The 23,462-nt window shown below is 59.9% G+C and carries 24 protein-coding genes; 9 read left to right on the forward strand and 15 right to left on the reverse strand.

Features of this window, described 5'->3' with window-relative positions:
* Window positions 1-333: 333 nt before the first annotated feature.
* Window positions 334-2,022, reverse strand: coding sequence for a long-chain-fatty-acid--CoA ligase FadD2 (gene fadD2, locus WH299_RS01020; RefSeq protein WP_068932381.1), 1,689 nt, complete (start codon window positions 2,020-2,022; stop codon window positions 334-336).
* 219 nt (window positions 2,023-2,241) lie between these two features.
* Here fadD2 and WH299_RS01025 point away from each other — a divergent pair, with 219 nt between their 5' ends.
* Window positions 2,242-3,186 (forward strand): alpha/beta hydrolase, encoded by a 945-nt coding sequence (locus tag WH299_RS01025; RefSeq protein WP_123474654.1) that lies wholly within the window; start codon window positions 2,242-2,244, stop codon window positions 3,184-3,186.
* Between the two features lie 57 nt (window positions 3,187-3,243).
* Entirely contained in the window at window positions 3,244-3,714 is a 471-nt protein-coding gene (locus WH299_RS01030; RefSeq protein WP_010208208.1) for a MaoC family dehydratase, read from the forward strand.
* 55 nt (window positions 3,715-3,769) lie between these two features.
* Here WH299_RS01030 and WH299_RS01035 read toward each other — a convergent pair whose 3' ends face one another.
* Window positions 3,770-4,237: a ferritin-like domain-containing protein gene (locus tag WH299_RS01035; protein WP_126570672.1), complete on the reverse strand. Its 468-nt coding sequence runs from the start codon at window positions 4,235-4,237 to the stop codon at window positions 3,770-3,772.
* A gap of 205 nt (window positions 4,238-4,442) precedes the next feature.
* Here WH299_RS01035 and WH299_RS01040 point away from each other — a divergent pair, with 205 nt between their 5' ends.
* Both WH299_RS01040 and WH299_RS01045 read left to right on the forward strand, forming a co-directional pair.
* Window positions 4,443-4,679, forward strand: coding sequence for a DUF3820 family protein (locus WH299_RS01040; RefSeq protein WP_010208204.1), 237 nt, complete (start codon window positions 4,443-4,445; stop codon window positions 4,677-4,679).
* An 11-nt stretch (window positions 4,680-4,690) separates the two neighbouring features.
* Window positions 4,691-5,866 carry an aminotransferase class V-fold PLP-dependent enzyme gene (locus WH299_RS01045; RefSeq protein ID WP_339549404.1) on the forward strand — a complete coding sequence of 392 codons (1,176 nt, stop codon included), beginning with the start codon at window positions 4,691-4,693 and terminating at the stop codon, window positions 5,864-5,866.
* A 202-nt stretch (window positions 5,867-6,068) separates the two neighbouring features.
* Here the strand turns inward: WH299_RS01045 and WH299_RS01050 are convergent, their stop codons facing one another.
* Genes WH299_RS01050 through zwf form a run of 3 tightly spaced genes read right to left on the reverse strand, consistent with a single transcriptional unit; the run spans window position 6,069 to window position 8,918 of the window.
* Entirely contained in the window at window positions 6,069-6,734 is a 666-nt protein-coding gene (locus WH299_RS01050) for a bifunctional 4-hydroxy-2-oxoglutarate aldolase/2-dehydro-3-deoxy-phosphogluconate aldolase (RefSeq protein ID WP_025858441.1), read from the reverse strand.
* A gap of 17 nt (window positions 6,735-6,751) precedes the next feature.
* Window positions 6,752-7,465, reverse strand: a complete 714-nt coding sequence (gene pgl / locus WH299_RS01055; protein WP_126570674.1) for a 6-phosphogluconolactonase — start codon at window positions 7,463-7,465, stop codon at window positions 6,752-6,754.
* Window positions 7,452-8,918: a glucose-6-phosphate dehydrogenase gene (gene zwf / locus WH299_RS01060; RefSeq protein WP_025858439.1), complete on the reverse strand. Its 1,467-nt coding sequence runs from the start codon at window positions 8,916-8,918 to the stop codon at window positions 7,452-7,454. The genes pgl and zwf overlap by 14 nt, the downstream gene beginning before the upstream one ends.
* A gap of 219 nt (window positions 8,919-9,137) precedes the next feature.
* Here zwf and WH299_RS01065 point away from each other — a divergent pair, with 219 nt between their 5' ends.
* Window positions 9,138-9,998 (forward strand): MurR/RpiR family transcriptional regulator, encoded by an 861-nt coding sequence (locus WH299_RS01065; RefSeq protein ID WP_170039859.1) that lies wholly within the window; start codon window positions 9,138-9,140, stop codon window positions 9,996-9,998.
* 114 nt (window positions 9,999-10,112) lie between these two features.
* On the opposite strand, the gene WH299_RS01070 is transcribed toward WH299_RS01065, so the two are convergent.
* The 10 genes from WH299_RS01070 to WH299_RS01115 all read right to left on the reverse strand — a co-directional run bounded on the left by WH299_RS01070 (window position 10,113) and on the right by WH299_RS01115 (window position 21,230).
* Window positions 10,113-10,958 carry a D-hexose-6-phosphate mutarotase gene (locus WH299_RS01070; RefSeq protein WP_028617698.1) on the reverse strand — a complete coding sequence of 282 codons (846 nt, stop codon included), beginning with the start codon at window positions 10,956-10,958 and terminating at the stop codon, window positions 10,113-10,115.
* A 102-nt stretch (window positions 10,959-11,060) separates the two neighbouring features.
* On the reverse strand, window positions 11,061-12,407 hold the full coding sequence (locus WH299_RS01075) for a carbohydrate porin (protein ID WP_339549405.1): 1,347 nt from the start codon (window positions 12,405-12,407) through the stop codon (window positions 11,061-11,063).
* A gap of 85 nt (window positions 12,408-12,492) precedes the next feature.
* Complete coding sequence (locus WH299_RS01080) at window positions 12,493-13,653, reverse strand: ABC transporter ATP-binding protein (protein WP_016975396.1); 1,161 nt, start codon at window positions 13,651-13,653, stop codon at window positions 12,493-12,495.
* 2 nt (window positions 13,654-13,655) lie between these two features.
* A complete protein-coding gene (locus WH299_RS01085) occupies window positions 13,656-14,501 on the reverse strand; it encodes a carbohydrate ABC transporter permease (protein ID WP_016975397.1) in 846 nt (281 codons plus the stop codon).
* A complete protein-coding gene (locus WH299_RS01090; RefSeq protein ID WP_028617701.1) occupies window positions 14,494-15,402 on the reverse strand; it encodes a carbohydrate ABC transporter permease in 909 nt (302 codons plus the stop codon). The genes WH299_RS01085 and WH299_RS01090 overlap by 8 nt, the downstream gene beginning before the upstream one ends.
* Before the next feature lie 158 nt (window positions 15,403-15,560).
* Entirely contained in the window at window positions 15,561-16,847 is a 1,287-nt protein-coding gene (locus WH299_RS01095; RefSeq protein WP_028617702.1) for an ABC transporter substrate-binding protein, read from the reverse strand.
* A gap of 104 nt (window positions 16,848-16,951) precedes the next feature.
* Complete coding sequence (locus tag WH299_RS01100) at window positions 16,952-18,211, reverse strand: D-mannose isomerase (protein WP_126570675.1); 1,260 nt, start codon at window positions 18,209-18,211, stop codon at window positions 16,952-16,954.
* Window positions 18,212-18,325: 114 nt separating this feature from the next.
* Window positions 18,326-19,171, reverse strand: coding sequence for an ATPase (locus tag WH299_RS01105; protein WP_122728519.1), 846 nt, complete (start codon window positions 19,169-19,171; stop codon window positions 18,326-18,328).
* Window positions 19,172-19,285: 114 nt separating this feature from the next.
* Window positions 19,286-20,284, reverse strand: a complete 999-nt coding sequence (locus WH299_RS01110; RefSeq protein ID WP_122728521.1) for an NAD-dependent epimerase/dehydratase family protein — start codon at window positions 20,282-20,284, stop codon at window positions 19,286-19,288.
* A 52-nt stretch (window positions 20,285-20,336) separates the two neighbouring features.
* Window positions 20,337-21,230, reverse strand: coding sequence for a LysR family transcriptional regulator ArgP (locus tag WH299_RS01115; protein WP_339549406.1), 894 nt, complete (start codon window positions 21,228-21,230; stop codon window positions 20,337-20,339).
* A 98-nt stretch (window positions 21,231-21,328) separates the two neighbouring features.
* On the opposite strand from WH299_RS01115, the gene WH299_RS01120 reads away from it, so the two are divergent.
* From WH299_RS01120 to WH299_RS01135, 4 genes are all read left to right on the forward strand, one after another.
* Window positions 21,329-21,730 (forward strand): ACT domain-containing protein, encoded by a 402-nt coding sequence (locus WH299_RS01120; RefSeq protein WP_016975404.1) that lies wholly within the window; start codon window positions 21,329-21,331, stop codon window positions 21,728-21,730.
* A gap of 5 nt (window positions 21,731-21,735) precedes the next feature.
* Window positions 21,736-22,335, forward strand: a complete 600-nt coding sequence (locus WH299_RS01125) for a LysE/ArgO family amino acid transporter (protein WP_028617707.1) — start codon at window positions 21,736-21,738, stop codon at window positions 22,333-22,335.
* Window positions 22,336-22,513: 178 nt separating this feature from the next.
* Window positions 22,514-23,110 (forward strand): superoxide dismutase, encoded by a 597-nt coding sequence (locus tag WH299_RS01130; RefSeq protein ID WP_339549408.1) that lies wholly within the window; start codon window positions 22,514-22,516, stop codon window positions 23,108-23,110.
* Between the two features lie 130 nt (window positions 23,111-23,240).
* A complete protein-coding gene (locus tag WH299_RS01135) occupies window positions 23,241-23,456 on the forward strand; it encodes a hypothetical protein (protein ID WP_028617708.1) in 216 nt (71 codons plus the stop codon).
* The last annotated feature ends 6 nt before the right edge of the window (window positions 23,457-23,462 follow it).

A 23,462-nucleotide genomic window follows, 5' to 3' on the forward strand; every position in this document is an offset into this window, starting at 1 on the left:
TTATTGGTGTATGTTTTTTTAGGTGAATCTGGCGCTTTCAAGCAGGCCGAGACGTCACAAAGCGCGCCGAGAGTAGCAGCTTTGCCAAAGGTCGCCTAGAGCCAAAGATGGGCCCCACGGTCATAAACGCGACTGTCCTACAATATTTGGTCACGGTTTAAATATAGCTGAAATACCTCCATAAAAGGCTCTGGAACAAGCTCTTCAGGCCAACCTAAAACAAATATGGGAGGGGGCTTGCCCCCGATTGCAGTGCCCCAGTCGATACATCTGGTGACTGACTCTCCGCTATCGGGGGCAAGCCCCCTCCCACATTCTTGACCGCATTTCACATCAGGCGATGTCGCGAAGCTCACGCCGCAAAATCTTGCCCACCGGCGTCATCGGCAACGACTCCCGCAACACAATGTGCTTGGGCACCTTGTACCCGGTGAAGTTGGTCTTGCAATAAGCCTTCAGCTCCTCAAGGCTCACCCCTTCGGCACGTGCCACCACAAACAGCTTCACCGCCTCCCCCGTGCGCTCGTCCGGCACGCCGATCACCGCACAGTTGGCCACGGCCGGGTGAGCCATCACCACGTCTTCGATTTCGTTGGGGTACACGTTGAAACCCGAGACGATGATCAGGTCTTTCTTGCGGTCGACGATGCGCACAAAGCCATCTTCGTCGATCACCGCAATGTCACCGGTCTTGAGCCAGCCTTCGGCGTCCAGCGCTTCAGCGGTAGCAGCCGGTTGCTGCCAGTAGCCCTTCATCACCTGTGGGCCCTTGATGCACAGCTCGCCACGTTCGCCCAAGGGCAACTCGACGCCCTGATCATCGATCACTTTCATCGCCGTGGCCGGCACCGGGATGCCCACGGTGCCCAGGCGGGATTTATTGCCGTAGGGGTTGGTGCTGGCCACCGGAGAGGTTTCCGTGAGGCCGTAGCCTTCGCCGATGGCGCAACCGGTGATCTGCTGCCAGCGCTCGGCAGTGGCCTTGATCAGTGCAGTGCCGCCGGAGTTGGTGAGCTTGAGGTGGGAGAAGTCGAGGGACTTGAAGTCAGGATGGTCCATCAACGCCACGAACAGCGTGTTGAGCCCCAGCAGCCCGGTGAAGCGCCACTTTTTCAGCTCCTTGATAAAGCCGCCGATGTCCCGCGGGTTGGTGATCAGCACGTTGTGGTTGCCCGAGACCATCATGCACATGCAATTCGCCGTGAAGGCATAGATGTGATACAGCGGCAGCGGCGCGATCATCACCTCCTGCCCTTCCTTGATCAACGGGTGGCCGTCCTCACCGGTCTGGGACATACAGGCGCGCACCTGTTGCATGTTTGCCACCAGGTTGCCGTGGGTGAGCATCGCGCCCTTGGCCAGGCCGGTGGTGCCGCCGGTGTATTGCAGCACGGCGATATCGTCCAGGGTCACCGGGTGGCGCGTCACGCCCAGGCCCGCGCCCATGCGCAGTGCGCGCTTGAACGACACCGCGCGCGGCAGGCTGTAGGCTGGCACCATCTTTTTGACCTTGTCGACCAGGGTGTTGACCAGCCAGCCTTTGGCGGCGGGCATGAAGTCGCCCATCTTGGCTTCGATCAGGTAGTCGATCTCGGTGTCGCTGCACACCTCCTGCACCCGCGAGCCGAACAGGTTGAGGTAGACCAGCGCACGTACGCCGGCGTCCTTGAACTGGTGACGCATCTCACGCGGGGTATACAGCGGGTTGGTGTTGACCACGATCAGCCCGGCGCGCAAGGCGCCGAACACGGCAATCGGGTAATGCAGCACGTTGGGCATCTGCACCGCAATGCGGTCGCCCGGCTTGAGGTCGGTGTGCTGTTGCAGATAGCCGGCGAACGCCGCACTCTGGCGCTCAAGCTCGGCGTAAGTCAGGGTGATGCCCATGTTGCTGAATGCCGGACGGTCGGCAAAAGCCTTGCAGGAGCGCTCGAAGACCTCGATCACCGACTTGTAGGCAGACAGGTCGATATCATTGGGAACGCCCGCCGCGCGTTTGTCATTCCAGAAATCAGGTTGCATTATTCTTGTCCTCTTACCTGAGTGTGTCCGGCCGCTTTCCTAACGCTATAAAAAGCGGAGCTTTGGGGACGTTAGCAGCTATGACCAAACAGGCAAATACGCTAAATCGTGTCATTGATTGTATGAATCTTGCCCCTGATGCCTAGGATGCATAGACAGATACGCTGCCCTTCAATAGATGAGCTATACACTGCAACGACCCTGAGCAAAGGAAGCGCCATGAACCACAGCACCTTCTGGCTGGCCGCGAATGACCGCAGCCGCCTGTACGTCAATCAATGGATGCCCGACGGCCCGGCGAAGGCCGTGGTAATGCTGTCCCATGGCATGGCCGAACACAGTGGGCGCTATGCACGCCTGGCCGAGGCCCTGTGCGGCGCCGGCTACGGCCTGTATGCGCTGGACCAGCGCGGACACGGCCGTACCGCCGATGAAGGCACCTTGGGCCTGTACGCCGAGAAGGACGGCTGGAACAAGGTGGTGGGCGACCTGGCCAGCCTCAACCAGCATATCGGCCAGCAACAGCCGGGGTTGCCGATCATTCTGCTGGGCCACAGCATGGGCAGTTACATCGCCCAGGCCTACCTGCTGCACCACAGCGCCAGCCTGCATGGGGCGATTCTCAGTGGCTCGAACTTCCAGCCGGTGGCGCTGTACCGCGCCGCACGGGTGATCGCGCGGTTCGAGCGCCTGCGCCAGGGGTTGCGCGGGCGTAGTGCGCTGATCGAATTCCTGTCGTTTGGCTCGTTCAATAAAGCGTTCAAACCCAATCGCACCGCCTTCGATTGGCTCAGCCGTGACCCGGATGAGGTGGACAAGTACATCAACGACCCACTGTGCGGGTTCCGCTGTACCAACCAGCTCTGGATCGACCTGCTAGGCGGCTTGCAGCAGATCAGCAAAGCGTCCAATCTCGCGCAGATAGATCCGGGCCTGCCGATCCTGGTGATGGGCGGCGAATGTGATCCGGTGAGTGAGGGCAAGCGTCTCAACAGTCTGGCCGACGCGTTGCGCGACGCCGGCTGCCAGCACCTGCAACTGGCTGTCTACCCGCAGGCGCGTCATGAAGTGTTCAACGAAACCAACCGCGACGCTGTCACAGCGGATGTGCTGGCGTGGCTCGACCAGGCGCTGACATTACGCAGGCCGACCCGCTGCGAATAATTTTTCGTTTAAAATCAGTCAATTAAATTACCGATTAGCCACAGGATGCACCTTTAGATGACCCAGGTAACCAACACCCCGTACGAAGCCCTCGAAGTCGGCCAGACCGCCAGCTACAGCAAATTGGTGGAAGAGCGCGATATCCAGCTGTTCGCCGCGATGTCCGGTGACCACAACCCGGTGCACCTGGACGCCGAGTACGCCAAGGCGACCATGTTCAAGGAGCGTATCGCCCATGGCATGTTCAGCGGCGCCTTGATCAGCGCGGCCGTTGCCTGCGAGTTGCCTGGGCCGGGCACCATCTACATCGGCCAGCAGATGAGCTTCCAGAAGCCGGTAAAGATCGGCGACACCTTGACCGTGCGCCTGGAAATCCTCGAAAAGCTGCCGAAATTCCGCGTGCGCATCGCCACCCGTGTGTTCAACCAGCGTGATGAGTTGGTGGTGGACGGTGAGGCGGAGATTCTTGCGCCGCGTAAGCAGCAAGTCGTGACCTTGACCGAATTGCCGCCGATCAGCATTGGCTGATCCTTGCGCATAAAAAAGCCCCGCATCAGCGGGGCTTTTCCTATTCAGCTACGCCTCAAGACTGAGCGCGAGCCTGGTTACGCAGGGCTTTCACCTGGTCGTGGTTGCGTTGTACGCCGTGATACTGACGCTCAACCAGATCACGAATGCCCAGCAGGTTGTGCTTGTTGATCTTCTCGAGCGCGTCTTTATAAGCCTTCAGGGCATGGTCTTCACCACGCTCGGCTTCGTTCAGCACAGCCTCTTCATCCTTGCCGGTGAGCATCGACTTGACGTCGACCCAACCACGGTGCAGGGCACCCGCAACGCTGCCGGAATCTTCAGGATCACCGCCCAAGGCACGTACGGCGGTTTTCAGTTCAGCGGCGGCGGTGGCGCAGTCAGCGGAACGCTTGGCAAACAGGGCTTTGAGTTCTGGGTGCTTGATGTCTTCAGCGCACTCCTTGAAACCCTTTTGGCCGTCGATGCTGGTCTCGATCAGGTCGTTCAGTACGGAGATCGATTCTTTATTGATGTCAGTCATTTTTCAATTCCTTGTACGGGTTAGAAGGTTGTCTTAGTAGTTGCAGCGCCCGTGCCAGGTTTTCAAAAACATAATTAATCTTATATTTCAATAAGTTACGATAAATTGAACCATCTGTATGTACGTTATTTGCATGATCTGTCATTTGGCCTTCATGCAGAATGCCTGTATTTTCCAAGCTCTCGATACAAACACCTGAGCCTTCATGAATCCCGAAAAACTCGAACTGCTGATCACCCGCGAAATGCCCTTCGGCAAATACAAGGGACGGATCATCGCCGACCTGCCCGGCCCCTACCTGAACTGGTTTGCCCGCGAAGGTTTCCCCCATGGCGAGCTGGGTGGTCTGCTGGCCCTGATGCAGGAAATCGACAGCAACGGCTTGTCTGAATTGTTAGAACCGCTGCGCGCAAAACACGGCAAACCCGCCCCTCGTCATTAAGAGCCCAGCCCATGCCACGGAATGCAGACAACGAACTTCACTGGTACACCATCGCCCAGCGTTACGCGCTGGAGCCCGGCCCTATCAACCTGGAAAACGGTTACTTCGGCCGCATGAGCCAAGCAGTACAGGCGCAGTACCTGGAACACGTTGCGTTTATCAACCGTAGCAACTCGTTGCATGTGCGCCAGCAATTCGAGCGTGGCGAAAACGACGCGATCCGCTGCCAACTGGCCGGGCTGATCGACGCCGACCCCGCCGCAGTGGCCTTCACCCGCAATGCCACCGAAGCCCTGCAATCGCTGATCCGCAACTACAACCGCCTGCAACCGGGCGATCAGGTGCTGATCAGCGACCTGGAGTACGACACCGTTAAAGGCGCCATGCGCTGGCTGGCGGGCTATCGCGGCGTGGAAGTCATCGAACTGTCCCACACGCACCCGGCGAGTTTCGACAGCCTGGTGCAGACGTATCGCAATGCATTCGTGCAGTACCCGCGCTTGAAACTGATGGCACTGACCCACGTGACCCACCGCACCGGGCTGGTCATGCCGGTGGCCGCGATTGCCCAGGCTGCGCGCGAGCAGGGCATCGATGTGATCCTCGACGGCGCCCATGCCCTGGGCCAGATCGAATTCAACCTGGCCGAATTGGGGATCCAGTTTGCCGGTTTCAACCTGCACAAATGGATTGGCGCCCCGCTGACGTTGGGCTTTCTGTACATCGCCCCAGAGCGTCTGGCAGACATTGATCCGGACATGGGCGAGTTCCACTACCCCGCCACCGACGTTCGCGCACGTACGCCCTACAGCACGCCGAATTTCCCGGCGCTGATGACACTGCCATTGGTGTTTGAAGAGCACCGGGAATTGGGTGGCTCGGCGGCCAAGGGTGCGCGGGTTAATTACCTGCGGGATTTGTGGGTGAAACAGGTGCGGGCTTTGCCGGGGATTGAAGTGCTGACGCCGGATGATCCCAGGCTGTATTGCGGGATTACGGCGTTCAAATTTGTCGGAAGGGACCAGCAGGTGATGGTGGATCGGTTGCTCAGGGACTTTGACTTGTTTACTACCACGCGCGTGGGTGCGGCGTTTGGGACGTGCATTCGGGTGACACCAGGGTTGGTGACTTCAGTTGCGGATATCAGCGTGTTGGTGAACGCGATTACCAAACTGAACGCAGATTAAACATGTGGGAGCTGGCTTGCCTGCGATGGCGGTGGGTCAGCAACCTATCTGGCACTGAGACACCGCCATCGCAGGCAAGCCAGCTCCCACATTTGAACATCGGTGTTCTTGAGGTTTTCTACAGGCAAAAAAAAGCGGTACACCGACCAAGTGCACCGCAAAAATGCCGTTAAGCACAGCAACAACGATTCGGTAAATCAGATCAATCCAGCAGCGCCAGCGCCTCAGCGGTGACTTCCTGGATGCGTGCCCAGTCGCCGTTCTTGACCCACTCAGGGTCGAGCATCCAGCTACCGCCCACGCACATCACGTTTTTCAACGCCATGTAGTTTTTGATGTTGGCCGGGCCCACGCCGCCGGTCGGGCAGAACTTCACTTCGCCGAACGGGCCACCCAGGGCCTTGATTGCAGCCACGCCGCCGCTGACTTCGGCCGGGAACAGCTTGAAGCGGCGGTAGCCCAGGCCATAGCCTTCCATGATGCCCGAGGCATTGCTGATGCCGGGCAGCAGCGGGATCGGGCTGTGCACCGAGGCTTCCAGCAGGTCGCGGGTGATGCCTGGGGTGACGATGAACTGCGAACCGGCCACTTCGGCGGCTTCAAGCATGTGGCGGTCGAGCACGGTGCCGGCACCGGTGCACAGTTCAGGGCGTTGCTCGCGCAGGACCTGAATGGCCTTGAGGCCGAACTCGGAACGCAGGGTCACTTCCAATGCGGTCAAACCACCGGCTGCCAGGGCATCGGCCAGCGGCAGGATGTCCTGTTCGCGAGCAATGGTGATCACCGGCAGGATCCGCGCCTTGGCGCAGAGGCTGTCGATCAAGGCAACTTTATCCGCCATGGACACGGTCGGTTGAGGGCTTTTCATAGCGGCTGATCCTTGGCTCATGGGCACCAGTAAATCTCTAATGTAGGTTGCAGAAACGCGCGAATCGGCATGGCAGCAACGTCGTCACTGGCCAGCGCGGCGCTCAAGGTGGTCAATTTCGAACTGCCGGAAATCGACAGCACGGTGTACTTCGCCGTGGCCAGCAACGCGCGACTCATGGTCAGGCGCTGGTGCGGCACGGTCGGCGCCAGCATCGGCCAGCAACGGCGGGTACCGTCGGCCTCCAGTGCTTCGCTCAGGTTCGGGCTATTGGGGAACAGCGACGCGGTATGACCGTCATCGCCCATGCCCAGGACCAGCACATCAATGGCTGGTAATTCGGCCAGCAGGCGATCGGCCTGCTCGGCAGCGTCTTCGAGGTTGGCGGCAGCGCTGTAAAGGCTCAGGAACTTGGCCTTGGCCGCCGGGCCTTGCAGCAGGTGCTGCTTCAACAGGCCCGCATTGCTGTCGGCGTGTTCCACCGGCACCCAACGCTCGTCGGCCAGGGTGATGGTGACCTTGGACCAGTCCAGGCCCTGCTTGGCCAAGTGCTGGAAAAACGCCACGGGGCTACGGCCACCGGACACTACCAGGGTCGCTTCGCCACGGGCACTGATGGCCGTGCGCAACTGCTCGGCCACGTCATTGGCCAGCCCTTCCGCCAACAGCACCGGGGTGCGGTACTCATGGGGGGTTACGCCCTGGGGCAGTTTCAAATCAGATATCGCCATACCACGACCTCCCATCCCGCGTGATCAGTGCAATCGAGCTCATCGGCCCCCAGGAACCCGCCGCGTACGGCTTGGGCGCATCACCGGATTTCTTCCACCCGGCGATCAACTGGTCACACCACTTCCACGCGGCTTCGATTTCATCTTTGCGAACAAACAGGTTCTGATTGCCGCGCATCACTTCCAACAACAACCGCTCGTAGGCATCCGGGATCCGGGCGCTGCGGTAGGTGTCGGAAAAATTCAGTTGCAGTGGCCCGCTGCGCAGTTGCATGCCCTTGTCCAGGCCCTGCTCCTTGGTCATCACGCGCAAGGAAATACCTTCGTCCGGCTGCAGGCGGATGATCAGTTTGTTGCTGATCTGCAGGCGCTGCTCGGGAGCGAAGATGTAGTGGGACGGTTCCTTGAAGTGAATGACGATCTGCGACAACTTCTGCGGCATGCGCTTGCCGGTGCGCAGGTAGAACGGCACTCCGGCCCAACGCCAGTTGCGGATATCGGCACGCAGGGCGACGAAGGTCTCAGTGTCGCTCTGGGTGTTGGAATTCTCTTCCTCCAGGTACCCCGGCACAGGCTTGCCGGCGCTGTAGCCAGCGATGTACTGGCCGCGCACCACTTGGGTGGTCAGACCGTCCGGGCTGATCGGCGCCAGGGCCTTGAGCACCTTGACCTTCTCGTCGCGAATGCTGTCGGCGGACAGGTCGGCCGGCGGGTCCATGGCGATCAGGCACAGCAACTGCAGCAAGTGGTTCTGGATCATGTCGCGCAGTTGGCCGGCCTTGTCGAAATAGCCCCAACGGCCTTCGATACCGACCTGCTCGGCCACGGTGATTTCCACGTGGGAGATGTAGTTCTGGTTCCACTGGGTTTCGAACAGGCTGTTGGCGAAACGCAGGGCGATCAGGTTCTGGACGGTCTCTTTGCCCAGGTAGTGGTCGATGCGGTAGGTGCGGTTCTCCGGGAAGAACTGCGCCACGGCGTCGTTGACCTTGCGCGAGGACTCCAGGTCCGAACCGATGGGCTTTTCCAGCACCACGCGGGTGTTTTCCGCCAGGCCGACCTTGGACAGGTTCTCGCAAATCGCGCCGTACACCGCCGCCGGGGTGGCAAAGTAGGCGATCAAGCGTTGTTCGGTGCCGGCGATTTCCGCCAGGGCCACGTAGTCATCGGCTTTCATGAAGTCGACGTGAACATAAGTCAGGCGCGCCAGGAAACGCTGGGCGATGGTTTCGTCCAGTTCCTTGCCGACGTATTTACGCAATTCTTTTTCAATGTGCGCCAGGTGCTGTTGCTCGGAACCGGCTTCACGGGCCAGGGCCAGGATGCGCGTATCGTCGTGCAGGAGCGCGGCGCCATCGAGTTGATAGAGGGCAGGAAATAACTTGCGCAGCGCCAGATCACCCAAGGCGCCAAACAGGGCAAAGGTGCAGGGTTCTACGGTTATCGAAGGCATGATGTTTGTTCTTTTATCAAGTTAAGCTACAAATACCTTTTTTCAAGGCATCACTCAAGGAAAAATGTAGTAATAACCACAACATTTTCCCGAAATACGCATTCCGAGTGGTGGTGTTCAGCTACCCTCAGTAGGATAGGCCACCGCAAAAGACCACTCATCGATTGGTTGCCACCTTTTATTTGCATCGTCGCCCGAAGGAAAGACTGAATGGACCGCGTGCGAAATCTTCTGGAACAGATCCGGAACCGCCTCGAAGAATTGAACAAGGCCGAGAAAAAAGTCGCCGAGGTCATCCTGCTCAACCCGCAGCAGGCGACCCGCTTCTCTATCGCCGCCCTGGCCCAGGCCGCCTCGGTCAGTGAACCGACGGTCAACCGTTTCTGCCGTTCGTTCGGTGTCAGCGGTTACCCTGAACTGAAATTGCAGCTGGCGCAAAGCCTGGCCAGTGGTGCCGCGTACGTCAGCCGCGCGGTGGAGGCCGATGATAACCCTGAGGCCTACACCCAGAAGATCTTTGGCAGCGCCATTGCCTCGCTCGACAGCGCCTGCCAGGCCCTGGACCCTGCCCTGATCAGCAAAGCCGTGGACCTGTTGATCCAGGCCCGCCAGATTCACTTCTTTGGCCTCGGTGCTTCGGCCCCGGTAGCCATGGATGCGTTGCACAAGTTTTTCCGCTTCAACCTGGCGGTGACGGCCCACGCCGACGTACTGATGCAGCGCATGATCGCCTCAGTGGCACACACGGGCGAGCTGTTCGTGATCATTTCCTACACCGGGCGTACCCGTGAACTGGTGGAAGTGGCGCGTATTGCGCGGGAAAACGGTGCGTCGGTGCTGGGCGTGACCGCCGAGAACTCGCCACTGGCCAAGGCCAGTACCGTGAGTCTGAACATCCCGTTGCCGGAAGACACCGACATCTACATGCCGATGACCTCGCGAATTATCCAACTGACGGTGCTGGACGTGCTGGCAACCGGCATGACGTTGCGTCGCGGGGTGGATTTCCAGCCGCATTTGCGCAAGATCAAAGAGAGCTTGAATGACAGCCGGTATCCGGTGGGGGATGAGTTCAACTAAGCCGGCCTTTGTGTTGGCCGTATTAGCCTTATCAGGGGCAAGCCCCCTCCCACAGGGGAATGCGCTAACAACGTGGGAGGGGGCTTGCCCCCGATGAGGCCTGCAGCCACACCACTAAACCCCAGCCCTGGCCTGCAAACTCAAATGCGCCCGCTCCCCCGGCGCCAGGCTCGCCCCGGCCATCGCCGACTCCACGCACACAAACCCCGACGCCTCATTGAAGCTCACGCCCAACAGTGGCCGGCTGCCTGGGTGCCACACCACCGTGTCGGCGCTGTCGCCCGTATCAATGCACAATTCACGCTGCCAGGCGTGATCCTTGAGCTGTAATTCGCCTTCGTGCTGGAACACCCGTTGGCACCCGCCCTCCACGCGTAGCTCGCCTTCCTGCTGGCAAACCTGGCGATTGAGCTGGTCGTAACCCTGCGCGCCCTCAAGCCCAGACAGCGCTACCTCATCGACGTGACCAATACGCCAGTAAGCATGCAACGCGTGACTCAGTTGGCACGGCAGTTCGTCCTGATGCTCGGTGCTCAGGCGCAGTTCCAGGGTTTCGCCCAGATGCGCGTGCAGGTCGACTTGCCAGTCGCACAACTGCAATTGCCAGTGCAGGCGTACGCCGTCGTCGTCGGTGCTGCTGTCGAGCAGTTTCCAGTCGATCAGCCTCGCCCAGCCATGGGAAGGCCAGGCATTTTCGCTCGGGTGACGGCCATACCACGGCCAGCACACCGGAACGCCACCACGGATGGCGCCGACTTGCGGCCACTTGGCCGCACACCACAACCAAGGCTTCTGACCGGTAGGCTGAAAGTGCAGCAATTGCGCGCCCTGGCGACTGAACACCGCTTGGCACAGCGGATGGTCGATCACCAACACGTCACGCATCTGGAAGCGCTCCCAGGCGAACACCGGGCGCTCGCGCAGGGATTTGAAAAAGCGTTGCAGCGGTTGCTCATGCATGTGCCACAGTCCTGAATGTCTTCACGGTGCCGCCCAAAAAAAGCGGGTAGCCATGGCTACCCGCAAAATGCGCACAGAGAGGAGGAGCTTATCGCAACAGCGTTAGAACGTAGACTGGATTTTCAGGCCGGCCACCAACGCGTTGTCGACTTTGTCCACGCCGCCAGGCTGGACGACGTATTGCAGGTTAGGACGCACGGTCAGCCAGTTGGTCACCTTGATGCCGTAGTTGAGTTCGACGTTGTACTCGGTCTCGCGAATCGGCGTGTACAGCGGGTTGTCATAGTCGCTCACGCCATTGGCGGCGTTGAGCAGTTCAGAGTTTTTCTTTACGTCATCATTCACGTGCAGGCGAGCCACGCCAATACCGATGTCGTCTTTTGGACGCGCGTCGAATGGGCCTTTGTACACCAGCATGATCGACTGGTAATTGTCGACCAGGTTGGTTTCCTTGTCGTGGAAGGTGGCGTTGGCCGCGATGTTCAGGCCGCGGGAAGCGTCGCCGTTATGCGTGGTGAGTTGCTGTTGGGCAACGAACCAGTAGCCTTTCTTGCTGCTGCGGGTACGGAAGCTTTCACCCGTGAGGACCGCATTGCCACCGTTGACGTCTTCACGCACATCCGGAGCATCAGCCGCGCTCTTGTAGTAACCCACACGGTATTCGCCAGGCAGGTTGTTGACCTTCGGCGACCAAACCAATTCCACCGGAATCACGGTGCCCTTGGTGCCACTGCCGCTGAGTTTGAAGCCGTTGCCGTGCTCCAGTTGCGATGGGTTCTGGTTGTACGCACCGATTTGCGCATACAGCTCAGGCGTGATGTTGTACTTCACGCGGATCGCGGCCTGGCTGACTGGCCAGTTGTACCAAGTGTTTACATAGTTACCCACTTGCGAGCCGCAGAACGACAGGTTCTGGAAGTCGCACGGGAAGGTGTTGAAGTCTTCGCCTTCGCCGAAGTAACCGAGTTTTACGTCCAACTTGTTGTCGAACATCTGGTGCTGGATCCAAAACTGGGTCAGACGCACCATGTGGCCACGACCGTAGACTTCCATGGACGAGCTCAGCGTGCCGGCACGCGGGTCGCCAATACGGTCGTTGGAGATGTTTTGGCCATTACGGTTGGTCAACTGGATCTTGGCCTGGGTGTTATCCCAGCCCCACAGCTTTTGCAGATCAAGTGCCACACCGAGACCGAACTGGTCAGAGTAGCGACCGGTCTTGTCGTCGTTGTAACCACCTTTGGCGTTGTAGCCCATCTCCCCAACGTAGTCAGCCTTGATGTCGATACCTTGCTCGATCAGCTTGGTACGCTCGCCACCCCAATCGCCCGTCATCCACTTGGAACTGGAGCTGAATGCATCGTCTGCCATCGCATTGGCGGACAATACCAGGGCTGCTGCAGCTGACAGTTGGCAGATCAGCCGAGTGTTGTTGTGTTGCTTTTTCATCCCTACATCCTCGTCTTTATTGTTATTAAACTGTTTTTATCTAACGCGGTTTACTTTTTTTATCTAAAACAACAAGTTATCTGCTTCAACGGCCTTTGAATTGGGCCACATTGTCGGCATGCCCCTGTGCGGGCAATGAAGAAGCAGTGCCCAGTCGCTCGCCGGTGTTGGCGTCGAACAGCAGTACCTTGGAAGGATCGAATTGCAGGGTCAGGGTCTCGCCCACCTGCGGTGCCACATCAGGCGCCAGGCGGCAGCAGACCTTGGTGTCATTCAGTTGCACGAACACCAGGGTGTCCGGGCCGGTCGGCTCGGTGACCTGCACCTCGGCACGGATGCTCGACGCACTGTCGCCCTCGCCCGACGCCAACATGATCTGCTCCGGACGCAAGCCCAGGATCACGTCACGGTCTTCAAGGCCGGCATCGGTCGTGTTCAGCGCCAGTTCGCAACGGGCCTGGCCGCTGTCGAGCAGGGCCACCAGGCGACCGTCCTTGCGTTGCAGGCGCAGCGGCACGAAGTTCATCGGTGGCGAACCAATGAAGCTCGCCACGAACTGGTTGGCCGGGTTGTTGTAGATCTCTTTCGGCGTGCCGAACTGCTGGATGATGCCGTCCTTCATCACCGCGACCTTGTCACCCAGGGTCATCGCTTCGATCTGGTCGTGGGTCACGTAGACCGTGGTGGTCTTGAGACGCTGGTGCATCAGCTTCATTTCGGTACGCATCTCGACACGCAGCTTGGCGTCGAGGTTGGACAGCGGTTCGTCGAACAGGTAGATCTTCGGCCGACGCGCCAGGGCACGGCCCATGGCCACGCGCTGTTGCTGGCCGCCGGAGAGTTGGCCAGGCTTGCGGTTGAGCAGGTGTTCGATCTGCAGCAGCTTGGCCACGCGCGCCACTTCGGCGTCGATATCGGCCTGGGGCATCTTGCGAATCTTGAGGCCGAACTCGATGTTCTCGCGCACGCTCATGGTCGGGTACAGCGCGTAGGACTGGAACACCATGGCGATGTCACGGTCCTTGGGGCTCATGCCACTCACGTCCTGGTCGCCGATCATGATCGCGCCGCCAGTGATGGTCTCAAGCCCGGCGATGCAGTTCATCAGCGTGGATTTGCCGCACCCCGAAGGGCCGACCAGGATCAGGAATTCGCCTTCCTTGATCGACAGTTCGATGTTCTTCAAGGTGTCGGGCAGGCCGGCGCCATAGGTCTTGTTTACATTGCGAAGTTCAAGCGTAGCCATGATTACCCCTTGACCGCGCCGGCCGTGAGGCCGCGCACGAAATACTTGCCTGCGATCACATAGACCAGCAGGGTCGGCAGCCCGGCGATCATCGCCGCCGCCATATCCACGTTATATTCCTTGGCCCCGGTACTGGTGTTGACCAGGTTGTTCAGCGCCACCGTGATGGGCTGAGAGTCGCCGCTGGAGAACACCACGCCGAACAGGAAGTCGTTCCAGATCTGGGTGAACTGCCAGATCAGGCAGACCATGATGATCGGGGTCGACATCGGCAGAATGATCTGACGGAAGATGGTGAAGAAACCTGCACCGTCCAAACGCGCGGCCTTGATCAGCGCATCCGGAATGCTCACGTAGTAGTTACGGAAGAACAGCGTGGTGAACGCCAGGCCGTAGACCACGTGCACAAACACCAGGCCGGTGGTGGTGCTGGCCAGACCCATTTTGCCGAGGGTGAACGACGCCGGCAGCAGCACGGTCTGGAACGGCAGGAAGCAGCCGAACAACAGCAGGCCGAAGAACAGCTGCGAGCCTTTGAAGCGCCAGAACGACAGCACATAACCGTTCAATGCACCGATGGCGGTGGAGATCAGTACGGCTGGAACGGTGATCTTGATCGAGTTCCAGAAGTAGCCGTCCACAGTGGCCCAGGCCTTGACCCAGCCAATGCCGGTAACCACGGTCGGCCAGCTCAGCAGGTTGCCGGAGCTGATATCTTCCGGGGTCTTGAAGCTGGTGAGCAGCATCACCACCAGCGGCACCAGGTACAGCAGCACGGCAAGGATCAACACCGCGTAGATCGCGATGCGACTCAGGCTGATAGGCGATTTGGAGGCGAGACTAGTCATTACGTTTGGTCCTCAGCTCGGAGTAGAGGTAAGGCACGATGATCGCGAGGATCGCACCGAGCATCAGAATGGCACTGGCCGAACCCATGCCCATCTGGCCACGGCTGAAGGTGAACGAGTACATGAACATCGCCGGCAGGTCGGACGAGTAGCCGGGGCCGCCAGCCGTCATCGCCGCCACCAGGTCGAAGCTCTTGATCGCAATGTGCGCCAGGATCATCACCGCACTGAAGAACACCGGACGCAGGCTTGGCAGCACCACGCTCCAGTAAATGCGCGGCAGGCTCGCGCCGTCGATCTGTGCAGCGCGCACGATGGATTGATCCACACCGCGCAGGCCAGCGAGGAACATCGCCATGATGAAGCCGGAGGCTTGCCAGACAGCGGCGATCACCAGGCAGTAGACCACGCGGTCCGGGTCGATCAGCCAGTCGAGACGAAAGCCTTCCCAGCCCCAGTCACGCAGGAGTTTGTCCAGGCCCATGCCTGGGTTGAGCAGCCATTTCCAGGCCGTACCGGTGACGATCATCGAGAGCGCCATCGGGTACAGGTAAATGGTGCGGATAAAGCCTTCGCGACGGATTTTCTGGTCGAGGAAGATCGCCAGGGTCACGCCGATAACCAGCGTGATGCCGATGAACATCCCGCCAAACACGGCCAGGTTCTTGCTCGCTACCCACCAGCGGTCGTTGTCGAACAACCGCGCGTATTGCGCAAGGCCCGCCCATTTGTAGCTTGGCAGGAACGTGGAATTGGTGAACGAGAGTACAAACGTCCACAGGATGTAGCCGTAGAAGCCCACCAACACGATGAACATGCTGGGCGCCAGCACCAGTTTGGGTAGCCAGCGCTGCAGTGCATCGAACGGCGAGGCTTTGCTGAACACAGCAACAGAACTCATGGGAAAATCCAGTACAGGGAAAAAGGACTAGCAGATGAACCGTCCCCTGTAGGAGCGAGCTTGCTCGCGAAGGACTTCAACGATAACGCGTGCATACAGGATGAACGCGGTGATCTTGAGTTTTTCGCGAGCAAGCTCGCTCCTACAGATGGGTTGTGTTACTTGGCTGACTTGATCGCAGCGCCAAGTTTCTTGGCGGTGTCGGCCGGGTCGGCTTTCGGGTCGTTGATGTAGTTGGTCACGACATCAAAGAACGCACCTTGCACCGCCAGGGTAGTGGCCATGTTGTGCGCCATGCTTGGCTGCAGGCCGCCGGTCTTGGCGTCTGCCAGGAAGTCCTTGGCAGCGGTCTGGGCGCAGGAGTCGAAGCCGTAGGAATCCATTTTGTTCAGCATGTCGTTGCGAACAGGGATCGAACCCTTGTTGATGCTGAACACTTTCTGGAAGTTTTCACCCAATACGACTTTGGCAATGTCCTGCTGACCAGCAGCGGTGCCTTTGTCTTTCTGCTTGAACACCGCCAGGGAGTCGATGTTGTAGGTGAAGGCTTTGTCGGTGCCTGGGAAGGCTACGCACTCGTAGTCCTTGCCGGCGACTTTCTTGGCGGCGGTCCATTCGGACTTGGCCCAGTCACCCATGATCTGCATGCCGGCCTTGCCGTTGATGACCTTGCCCGCTTCGAGGTTCCAGTCCTGACCTTTACCGTCGACGTCCATGTAGGTCGCGACTTTCTTCAGTTCGGTCAGCGACTTGACCATTTCCGGACCGGTCAGCGCAGCGTTATCCAGATCAACCAGAGCTTTCTTGTAGCCATCGGCACCCATCACAGACAGAACGACCGCTTCGAACACGGTGCTGTCCTGCCAAGGCTGACCACCGTGGGCGAGCGGAATGAAGCCCGCGGCTTTCAGCTTGTCGCCGGCTGCGTAGAATTCTTCGAGGGTGGTCGGGTTCTTGGTGATACCGGCTTTCTTGAAGACTTCCGGGTTGATCCACAGCCAGTTCACGCGGTGGATGTTGACCGGTACGGCGACGTAGTCACCGTCGTACTTCACGGTATCGGAGACTTTCTTGTCGAGCAGGGAGTCCCACTTCTCTTCTTTGGCGACGTCTTTGAGCACGTCGGTGTCGAGCAGGCCAGTGGACGCCCATTCCTGAATGTCGGGGCCTTTGATCTGGGCAACACCTGGCGGGTTACCGGCGACCGCGCGGCTTTTCAGCACGGTCATGGCGGTGGCGCCACCGCCACCTGCGACGGCGCCGTCTTTCCAGACGAAGCCATCTTTCTCAACCTGGGCCTTCAGGACATCTACGGCCGCCTTCTCACCGCCCGAGGTCCACCAATGCACAACTTCAACCGTACCTTTCGAGTCGGCGGCAAATGCAGAGAGAGGAAACAACGAGGCAATGGAAATAGCAACGGCGAGGCGATTAATCGCGTTCATCTGAGTACCTTTTCTTGTTGTTATGCATGCAAGTCTTAGGCTTGCGCTGCACGGAGTTTAAACATGGATTTTTCAGGCGCAGGTAACAAAGGGATGCACAAATGTCACCATCTGGTGACATAGCGCCCAGCCCCGATGGCACTGGCCATGCTTGGCGCCAGCGGCAGCGCAGGCAGCAATACCGCTTGCCAGGCATGGTACAGGTCCGGCTTGCCCCCCCAGATGTTGCTGCTGGGTTGGTTGTGTGGACTGAGTTCGTGGTGCCAACTGCCGTGGACACGGTCGATGAAGTGGGTTTCGCAAAACTCCCAGAAACGCCGGTACCAGGTTTCGTAATGCAACTCGCCCGTACGTTTGAGCAGGGCCTGGGCAGCGGCGCTGGCTTCAGCGTGGGTCCAATGCAGACGTTCACGCACCACCGGGCGCTGGTTCCAGTCGAGGGTGTAGACAATGCCGGGGGCGCCATCCACGGACCAGGCGTATTCGCAGGCGCTGGCGAACAGGCCCTTGGCATCGGTCACCAGCCACTCGGGCGTGGCGAGCCCGGCTTGTAGGCGCGCGGCTTCCAGGTGCAGCACCAGCCGCGCCCACTCAAAACCGTGGCCGGGGGTGATGCCGTAGGGGCGAAAGCCGTCGGCGGGGTTGTCTTCGTTGTAACCGAGCAAGGGTTGCCAGTGCGTGTCGAAATGTTCGATCACCATGAACTGGTTGCCGGCGGCGTGGGTGTGGATCACGCGCTCGACAATGCGCAACGCCCGATCCAGCCAGCGTGTATCGCCGGTCACATCGGCCAGCGCGAGGAAGGCTTCGGTGGCGTGCATGTTGCTGTTGGCGCCGCGATAGGCTTCGATGCCGCTCCAGTCCTGAGCGAACGATTCGAGCATCACGCCTTCCTCCTCGCTCCAGAAAAACTGGTCGATGATATGGATGGCGTCGGTCAGAAGGGTGTGTGCACCCGGCGCACCGGCCACTACCGCCGAGCTGGCGGCCAGGGCAACAAACGCGTGCAGGTAAGCGGCCTTGCCACGGTTGCCATCAAGGGCGTAGGCCGTGGCGAACCAGCCACCGTGTTCACTGTCACGCAGCGGGCCACTGAGGGCTGCAACGCCATGTGCAACCAGCTCGGCATACCCCGGCAAGCCCAAGGCGTGAGCCATGGCAAAGCTGTGAGTCATGCGGGCAGTGTTCATGGTTTCGGCGTGGGCATCGGCCGGTAACTGGCCTTTGTCGTCCAGGTTGCCAAAGCCGTCGGCCAGTCGGGACGCCTTGGCAAACGCCAGCAGGCGCTGACCTTCGGCCGCGAGCCAGGCGTGATGGGCAGGCGCGTTCAGCCAACTGCTGGCAGGCAGCGGTTGCATGGTCATGGGTAGCCCTTATTGTTTTTTGTGGGATGACCGGAGTCTAAACAAGGGCGAGGTGGCGGCAAGTAACGAAGGGGATGGGAAATGTCACCAAATGGTGACATTTCCATCGCCGCCTTATTGGCCGAGAGGGGTGATCTTCGCCGGCGCGTTAAGTTGCTGGTTCAGGTTCTGCACCTGGCTTTGCAACGTGGTGATGTTGCGCGTGGTCTGGATGCGGAACACGTCGAACTCTTTATTGGTCGGTGCATCGCTGTTGGCCGGCTGGTTCTCCTGGGCGCTCTTGAGCACCACAAGGTCCTGCTCGATACGTGCAATGGCGGCACTTGGGTTGCCCTGTTTCTTCAAGGCGGCCACGTCAGCGGAAAGCTCTTTGATTTCACTATCACGCTTGCCGACATCACCTTGCGACGCTTTAAGTGTCGCCACGGCGTCGGTCAACGCCTGGACCTGGCCCTGCAGCTTGCTGTTGGCATTGGACAGGTCGGTGGTGCTGGCGGTCATTTGCGCCAGGCGCTTATCCAACTCGGTGGCCTGCCCGGCCACGCCGACTTGCTGCTTGCCCTGCTCCAGCAACTGATTTTCAAGCTGCTTGATCTGCAGTTTCAGCGCTTCACTGCCGTTGTTGACGCTGGCCTCACTGGCCACCACCTTGCCGGAAATGTCCTGCAGGCGCCCCGCCGCTTCCTCACTGATGCGCGCGAAGCTTTCCTGGGTGGCCACCAACTGCTGGCCCATCAGGGAGATCTGCTGGAAGCTCCACCAGGCCAGGCCCGCAAACGCGATCAGCAGCGCGCCGATCAAGGCCCACAATGGCCCGGTGCTGGCGCTCTTGACCTTGACCACCTTGGTGTTGCGCGAGCGCACCGAGGTGGCTGGGGTCGGTTCGAAATCATCGTCATCCCCGACATCGGCCCGCAGGCTGGGAACGTTGTCGAAGTCGTCTTTAGCATCGTTGCGCATGTATCAACCCTGAATCGGTGAAGTGGCGAGCGACGGGAGTATAAACCGCGTTCCCGGCGCACTGATCGACTCGGAACGCCGGATTCGGTTCCCGAAGTGTTGCCGCTTGTGTGCTTACTTGCCCCCCGGATCCTGGGCTTTCCACCAACTGCAGAACTCGTCCAGGGCAGTCCACAGGCTGACCTTGGGCTCGTAGTCCAGATAATGCCTGGCGCGGCTGATGTCGAGGGTGAAATCTTTGTTCATCACTTGCATGCCCAGGCGCGACAGTGACGGCTCTGGACGCCCGGGCCACATCGCGCAAAACGCCTCGTTGAGCGCCGCCACGCTGTAGGACAAACCGTAGGACCGATACCGTGTCACCTGCGGCATTTCCATTTGACGCATCACGTAGTTCACCACATCCCACACCGGCACCGGCGCACCGTTGCTGATGTTGTAGGCCCTGCCCAGTGCCGAGCCCGGCGCGAGCAAACTGCTGAGCAAGGCTTCGTTGAGGTTGTGCACGCTGGTGAAGTCGACCTTGTTCAGGCCGTCGCCGACGATGGCCAGGCGGTTCTTGCGCTGCATGTTCAACAGGCGCGGGAAGATGCTCATGTCGCCGGCGCCCGTGACGAATCGCGGGCGCAGGGCAATCACTTCGAGGCCGAATTCCTGGGCACCGAACACCTTTTGCTCGGCCAGGTATTTGGTGGCGGCATAAGGGTGCTTGAAGCGCTTGGGCACTTGCTCTTCGGTCAGGCCCAGGTGGTCGCGGCCGTCAAAGTAGATGGAGGGCGATGACAAATGCACCAAACGCCCGACGTGCTGCTTGAGGCAGGCTTCGACGACGTTCTCGGTGACCAGCACGTTGCCTTGATGAAAATCCTGATACTTGCCCCATAGGCCGACGGCGCCAGCGCAATGCACCACGGCTTCAACGTCACGGCACAGGTCGCGTACCAGGTCGGCGTCATTCAGATCACCCTGGATAAACTCGGCGCCGCGCCTGACCAGGTGCTCCACACCTTCGGCACGTCGCCCGTTGACCCGCACGTCCAGGCCCTGCTCCAGGGCGAAACGCGCAAAGCGTCCGCCAATGAAGCCGCTTGCGCCGGTGACCAGAATCTTCATGTATTACCCCATGTTCTTTCGTTTTTCATCGCTGTTGCCTTGACGCGCGCCATCACTCCAACGGCACCAACCATTGACCACAGGCCTGGGCCAGATGGTTGGTCAACAACCCCAACAGTTGCCCGCCACTGCGCCAATGATGCCAGTACAACGGCACATCGATGGGCTTATCTGGCAATAACTCGACCAATATGCCCTTTTCCAGCTGGTCGCGAACCTGCAATTCCGGCACCAGCCCCCACCCCAGGCCCGCCTCCGTCAAGCGGATGAAGCCTTCGGACGATGGGCATAAATGATGCTCGAAACCGCCGTCCACGCCGAGGGATGCCAGGTAGCGGTGCTGCAGGAAATCATCCGGCCCGAACACCAATGCCGGGGTACGCGCCAGTTGATCCGCCCGTACGCCCTGGGGAAAGTGCCGGGCGATAAACGCCGGGCTGGCCAGTGCCCGATAGCGCATGGCACCCAGCAACAGGCTGCGCGCGCCCGCCACCGGACGCTCGCTGGCGCAGATACAAGCCGCTACTTCACCCGCGCGCATGCGTTTGAGACCAACGGTCTGGTCTTCCACGACCAAGTCCAGCAGCAGATGGTGCTCAGCGCAAAACCCACTGACGGCCTCGGCCCACCACGTGGCGAGGCTGTCAGCGTTCAACGCGATGCGCAGGCGTTCGGGCATGCCCTCTGCATCCAGCGCTGGCACCTGGCTTTGCAGGTCACGCTCCAGCAGGCGCACCTGTTGCACATGGTTGAGCAGGCGCCGGCCGATATCGGTGGGCGTCGGCGGTGTGGCCCGCACCAATACCGGCTGGCCAATGCGCGCCTCCAGCAACTTGATGCGCTGGGAGATTGCCGATTGCGACAGTCCCAGCACTTGTGCGGCGCGTTCGAAGCCGGCCTGTTCCACCACTGCAGCCAGGGCAGAGAGCAATTTATAGTCGAACATCAGTTTCTCTAATGAGCGATCAGCAATATTGGTTTTTCTTATACAGCCTGCACCCTGAGAATAGCCAGCATCGCTTCTCTCTTTATAAGGAACCTCCCATGGCTGGCGAAACCGCCCTGGCAACCCTGCTGCGCAGCATGAGCCCCCAGCTCAATGACGGCGACTACGTGTTCTGCACCGTGCCCGACAACCGCATCCCGGCTGGCTGCGAGGTGATCGGCAGCTTTCGCGAGCAGGAAGGCCTGACCCTGATCGTTGAACGTCAACAAGCGGAACAGGCCGGCCTGGCGTTTGACTACGTCGCCGCGTGGATCACCTTGAACGTGCATTCGGCCCTGGAAGCCGTAGGCCTCACCGCCGCTTTCGCCAGTGCGCTGGGCCAGGCCGGCATCAGTTGCAATGTGATTGCCGGCTATTACCACGACCACCTGTTCGTCGGGCGTGCCGATGCCGAGCGCGCCCTGCAGGTGTTGCGGCAACTGGCAGCAGACGCGGAGTAAATGCTATGTGGCAGAGTTATCTGAATGGTTTGCTGGTGGCACTGGGCCTGATCATGGCCATCGGCACTCAGAATGCCTTTGTGCTGGCGCAAAGCCTGCGCCGCGAACATCACCTGCCAGTCGCCGCGCTATGCGTGGTGTGTGATGCCCTGCTGGTGGCCGCTGGGGTGTTCGGCCTGGCGACGGTGCTGGCGCAAAGCCCGGTGCTGCTGGCGGTGGCACGTTGGGGCGGCGCGGCATTCCTGATCTGGTACGGCGCCTGCGCACTGCGCCGGGCGTTTTCGAAACAAAGCCTGGACCAAGGCGACAATCTCAAGGTGCGCTCACTGCGCGCGGTGCTGCTGAGCGCACTGGCCGTGACCTTGCTCAACCCGCACGTGTACCTGGACACCGTGTTGCTGATCGGCTCACTCGGCGCCCAACAGACCGAGCCCGGCGCCTACGTGGCCGGTGCCGCCAGCGCGTCGTTCCTGTGGTTCGCCACCCTGGCACTCGGCGCGGCGTGGCTGGCCCCCTGGCTGGCACGCCCGGCCACGTGGCGTTTGCTCGACCTGTTGGTGGCCGCGATGATGTTCAGCGTGGCCTATCAACTGATCACCGCCTGAGGAATATTCCAAAACGCTCTGGAACCTCTATCCCACACAGTTGTTGCGTGGTTTTGCCGCACCCCCGGTGCTATGATCCGGACCCTGCGCCGCAAAGAGTACAAACTCCCCGGCGCTTGTTTGGCCGCCCGTGATCGGCCTTGCGCTCACCGCAACTGACCTGATTAGGAGAATCATCATGGCTTTCGAATTGCCGCCGCTGCCCTACGCACACGATGCCCTGCAGCCGCACATCTCCAAGGAAACCTTGGAATATCACCACGACAAGCACCACAACACCTACGTCGTGAACCTGAACAACCTGGTGCCAGGCACCGAGTTCGAAGGCAAGACCCTGGAAGAGATCGTCAAATCCTCTTCGGGCGGCATCTTCAACAACGCCGCTCAGGTCTGGAACCACACTTTCTACTGGAACTGCCTGGCGCCAAACGCCGGCGGCCAACCAACCGGCACATTGGCTGAAGCCATCAACGCCGCGTTCGGTTCGTTCGACAAGTTCAAGGAAGAGTTCACCAAAACCTCCGTCGGCACCTTCGGTTCCGGTTGGGGCTGGCTGGTGAAAAAGGCTGACGGTTCCCTGGCACTGGCCAGCACCATCGGCGCCGGCAACCCGCTGACCAACGGCGACACTCCGCTGCTGACCTGCGACGTGTGGGAACATGCCTACTACATCGACTACCGCAACGTGCGTCCAAAGTATGTGGAAGCGTTCTGGAACCTGGTCAACTGGAAGTTCGTGGCTGAGCAGTTCGAAGGCAAGACCTTCACTGCCTAAGCACTGCTTGCAGTAAAAAAGAGCCCGGCGAATGCCGGGCTTTTTCATGCGCCATGGAACCGAGTGACAAGCCTTGACCACGCAGTCTCTGGAGAGGAATCAGCCTTTCTTATCTGTCGGAGAAATCACCATGACCATTGGCGCACTCGCAGCTCTGCCTATCGTTGGCGACCTCGTCAAAACCGCTGGCGACATCACCAAGTCCCTCGCACCGCTGGCCCAACCCTTTGCTGACGTCGCAGCCAAGGCTTTGGGCAAGATGCTTGACCAGACTTTCGAACCCACCCAGAAATCGGTGGATTTTTCGAACACACAGGAAATCGGAAAACGCACGCTGACGTTCTAAACGACC

It is taken from the genome of Pseudomonas sp. MYb541 (assembly GCF_037479595.1).
GTDB classification, from domain to species: domain Bacteria; phylum Pseudomonadota; class Gammaproteobacteria; order Pseudomonadales; family Pseudomonadaceae; genus Aquipseudomonas; species Aquipseudomonas canadensis.

Bases quoted from the DNA above. Each gene is read 5' to 3' on its own strand.
- fadD2 (WP_068932381.1), bottom strand. From the start codon at position 2,022: ATGCAACCTGATTTCTGGAATGACAAACGCGCGGCGGGCGTTCCCAAT.
- WH299_RS01025 (WP_123474654.1), top strand. From the start codon at position 2,242: ATGAACCACAGCACCTTCTGGCTGGCCGCGAATGACCGCAGCCGCCTG.
- WH299_RS01030 (WP_010208208.1), top strand. From the start codon at position 3,244: ATGACCCAGGTAACCAACACCCCGTACGAAGCCCTCGAAGTCGGCCAG.
- WH299_RS01035 (WP_126570672.1), bottom strand. From the start codon at position 4,237: ATGACTGACATCAATAAAGAATCGATCTCCGTACTGAACGACCTGATC.
- WH299_RS01040 (WP_010208204.1), top strand. From the start codon at position 4,443: ATGAATCCCGAAAAACTCGAACTGCTGATCACCCGCGAAATGCCCTTC.
- WH299_RS01045 (WP_339549404.1), top strand. From the start codon at position 4,691: ATGCCACGGAATGCAGACAACGAACTTCACTGGTACACCATCGCCCAG.
- WH299_RS01050 (WP_025858441.1), bottom strand. From the start codon at position 6,734: ATGAAAAGCCCTCAACCGACCGTGTCCATGGCGGATAAAGTTGCCTTG.
- pgl (WP_126570674.1), bottom strand. From the start codon at position 7,465: ATGGCGATATCTGATTTGAAACTGCCCCAGGGCGTAACCCCCCATGAG.
- zwf (WP_025858439.1), bottom strand. From the start codon at position 8,918: ATGCCTTCGATAACCGTAGAACCCTGCACCTTTGCCCTGTTTGGCGCC.
- WH299_RS01070 (WP_028617698.1), bottom strand. From the start codon at position 10,958: ATGCATGAGCAACCGCTGCAACGCTTTTTCAAATCCCTGCGCGAGCGC.
- WH299_RS01075 (WP_339549405.1), bottom strand. From the start codon at position 12,407: ATGAAAAAGCAACACAACAACACTCGGCTGATCTGCCAACTGTCAGCT.
- WH299_RS01080 (WP_016975396.1), bottom strand. From the start codon at position 13,653: ATGGCTACGCTTGAACTTCGCAATGTAAACAAGACCTATGGCGCCGGC.
- WH299_RS01085 (WP_016975397.1), bottom strand. From the start codon at position 14,501: ATGACTAGTCTCGCCTCCAAATCGCCTATCAGCCTGAGTCGCATCGCG.
- WH299_RS01090 (WP_028617701.1), bottom strand. From the start codon at position 15,402: ATGAGTTCTGTTGCTGTGTTCAGCAAAGCCTCGCCGTTCGATGCACTG.
- WH299_RS01095 (WP_028617702.1), bottom strand. From the start codon at position 16,847: ATGAACGCGATTAATCGCCTCGCCGTTGCTATTTCCATTGCCTCGTTG.
- WH299_RS01100 (WP_126570675.1), bottom strand. From the start codon at position 18,211: ATGACCATGCAACCGCTGCCTGCCAGCAGTTGGCTGAACGCGCCTGCC.
- WH299_RS01105 (WP_122728519.1), bottom strand. From the start codon at position 19,171: ATGCGCAACGATGCTAAAGACGACTTCGACAACGTTCCCAGCCTGCGG.
- WH299_RS01110 (WP_122728521.1), bottom strand. From the start codon at position 20,284: ATGAAGATTCTGGTCACCGGCGCAAGCGGCTTCATTGGCGGACGCTTT.
- WH299_RS01115 (WP_339549406.1), bottom strand. From the start codon at position 21,230: ATGTTCGACTATAAATTGCTCTCTGCCCTGGCTGCAGTGGTGGAACAG.
- WH299_RS01120 (WP_016975404.1), top strand. From the start codon at position 21,329: ATGGCTGGCGAAACCGCCCTGGCAACCCTGCTGCGCAGCATGAGCCCC.
- WH299_RS01125 (WP_028617707.1), top strand. From the start codon at position 21,736: ATGTGGCAGAGTTATCTGAATGGTTTGCTGGTGGCACTGGGCCTGATC.
- WH299_RS01130 (WP_339549408.1), top strand. From the start codon at position 22,514: ATGGCTTTCGAATTGCCGCCGCTGCCCTACGCACACGATGCCCTGCAG.
- WH299_RS01135 (WP_028617708.1), top strand. From the start codon at position 23,241: ATGACCATTGGCGCACTCGCAGCTCTGCCTATCGTTGGCGACCTCGTC.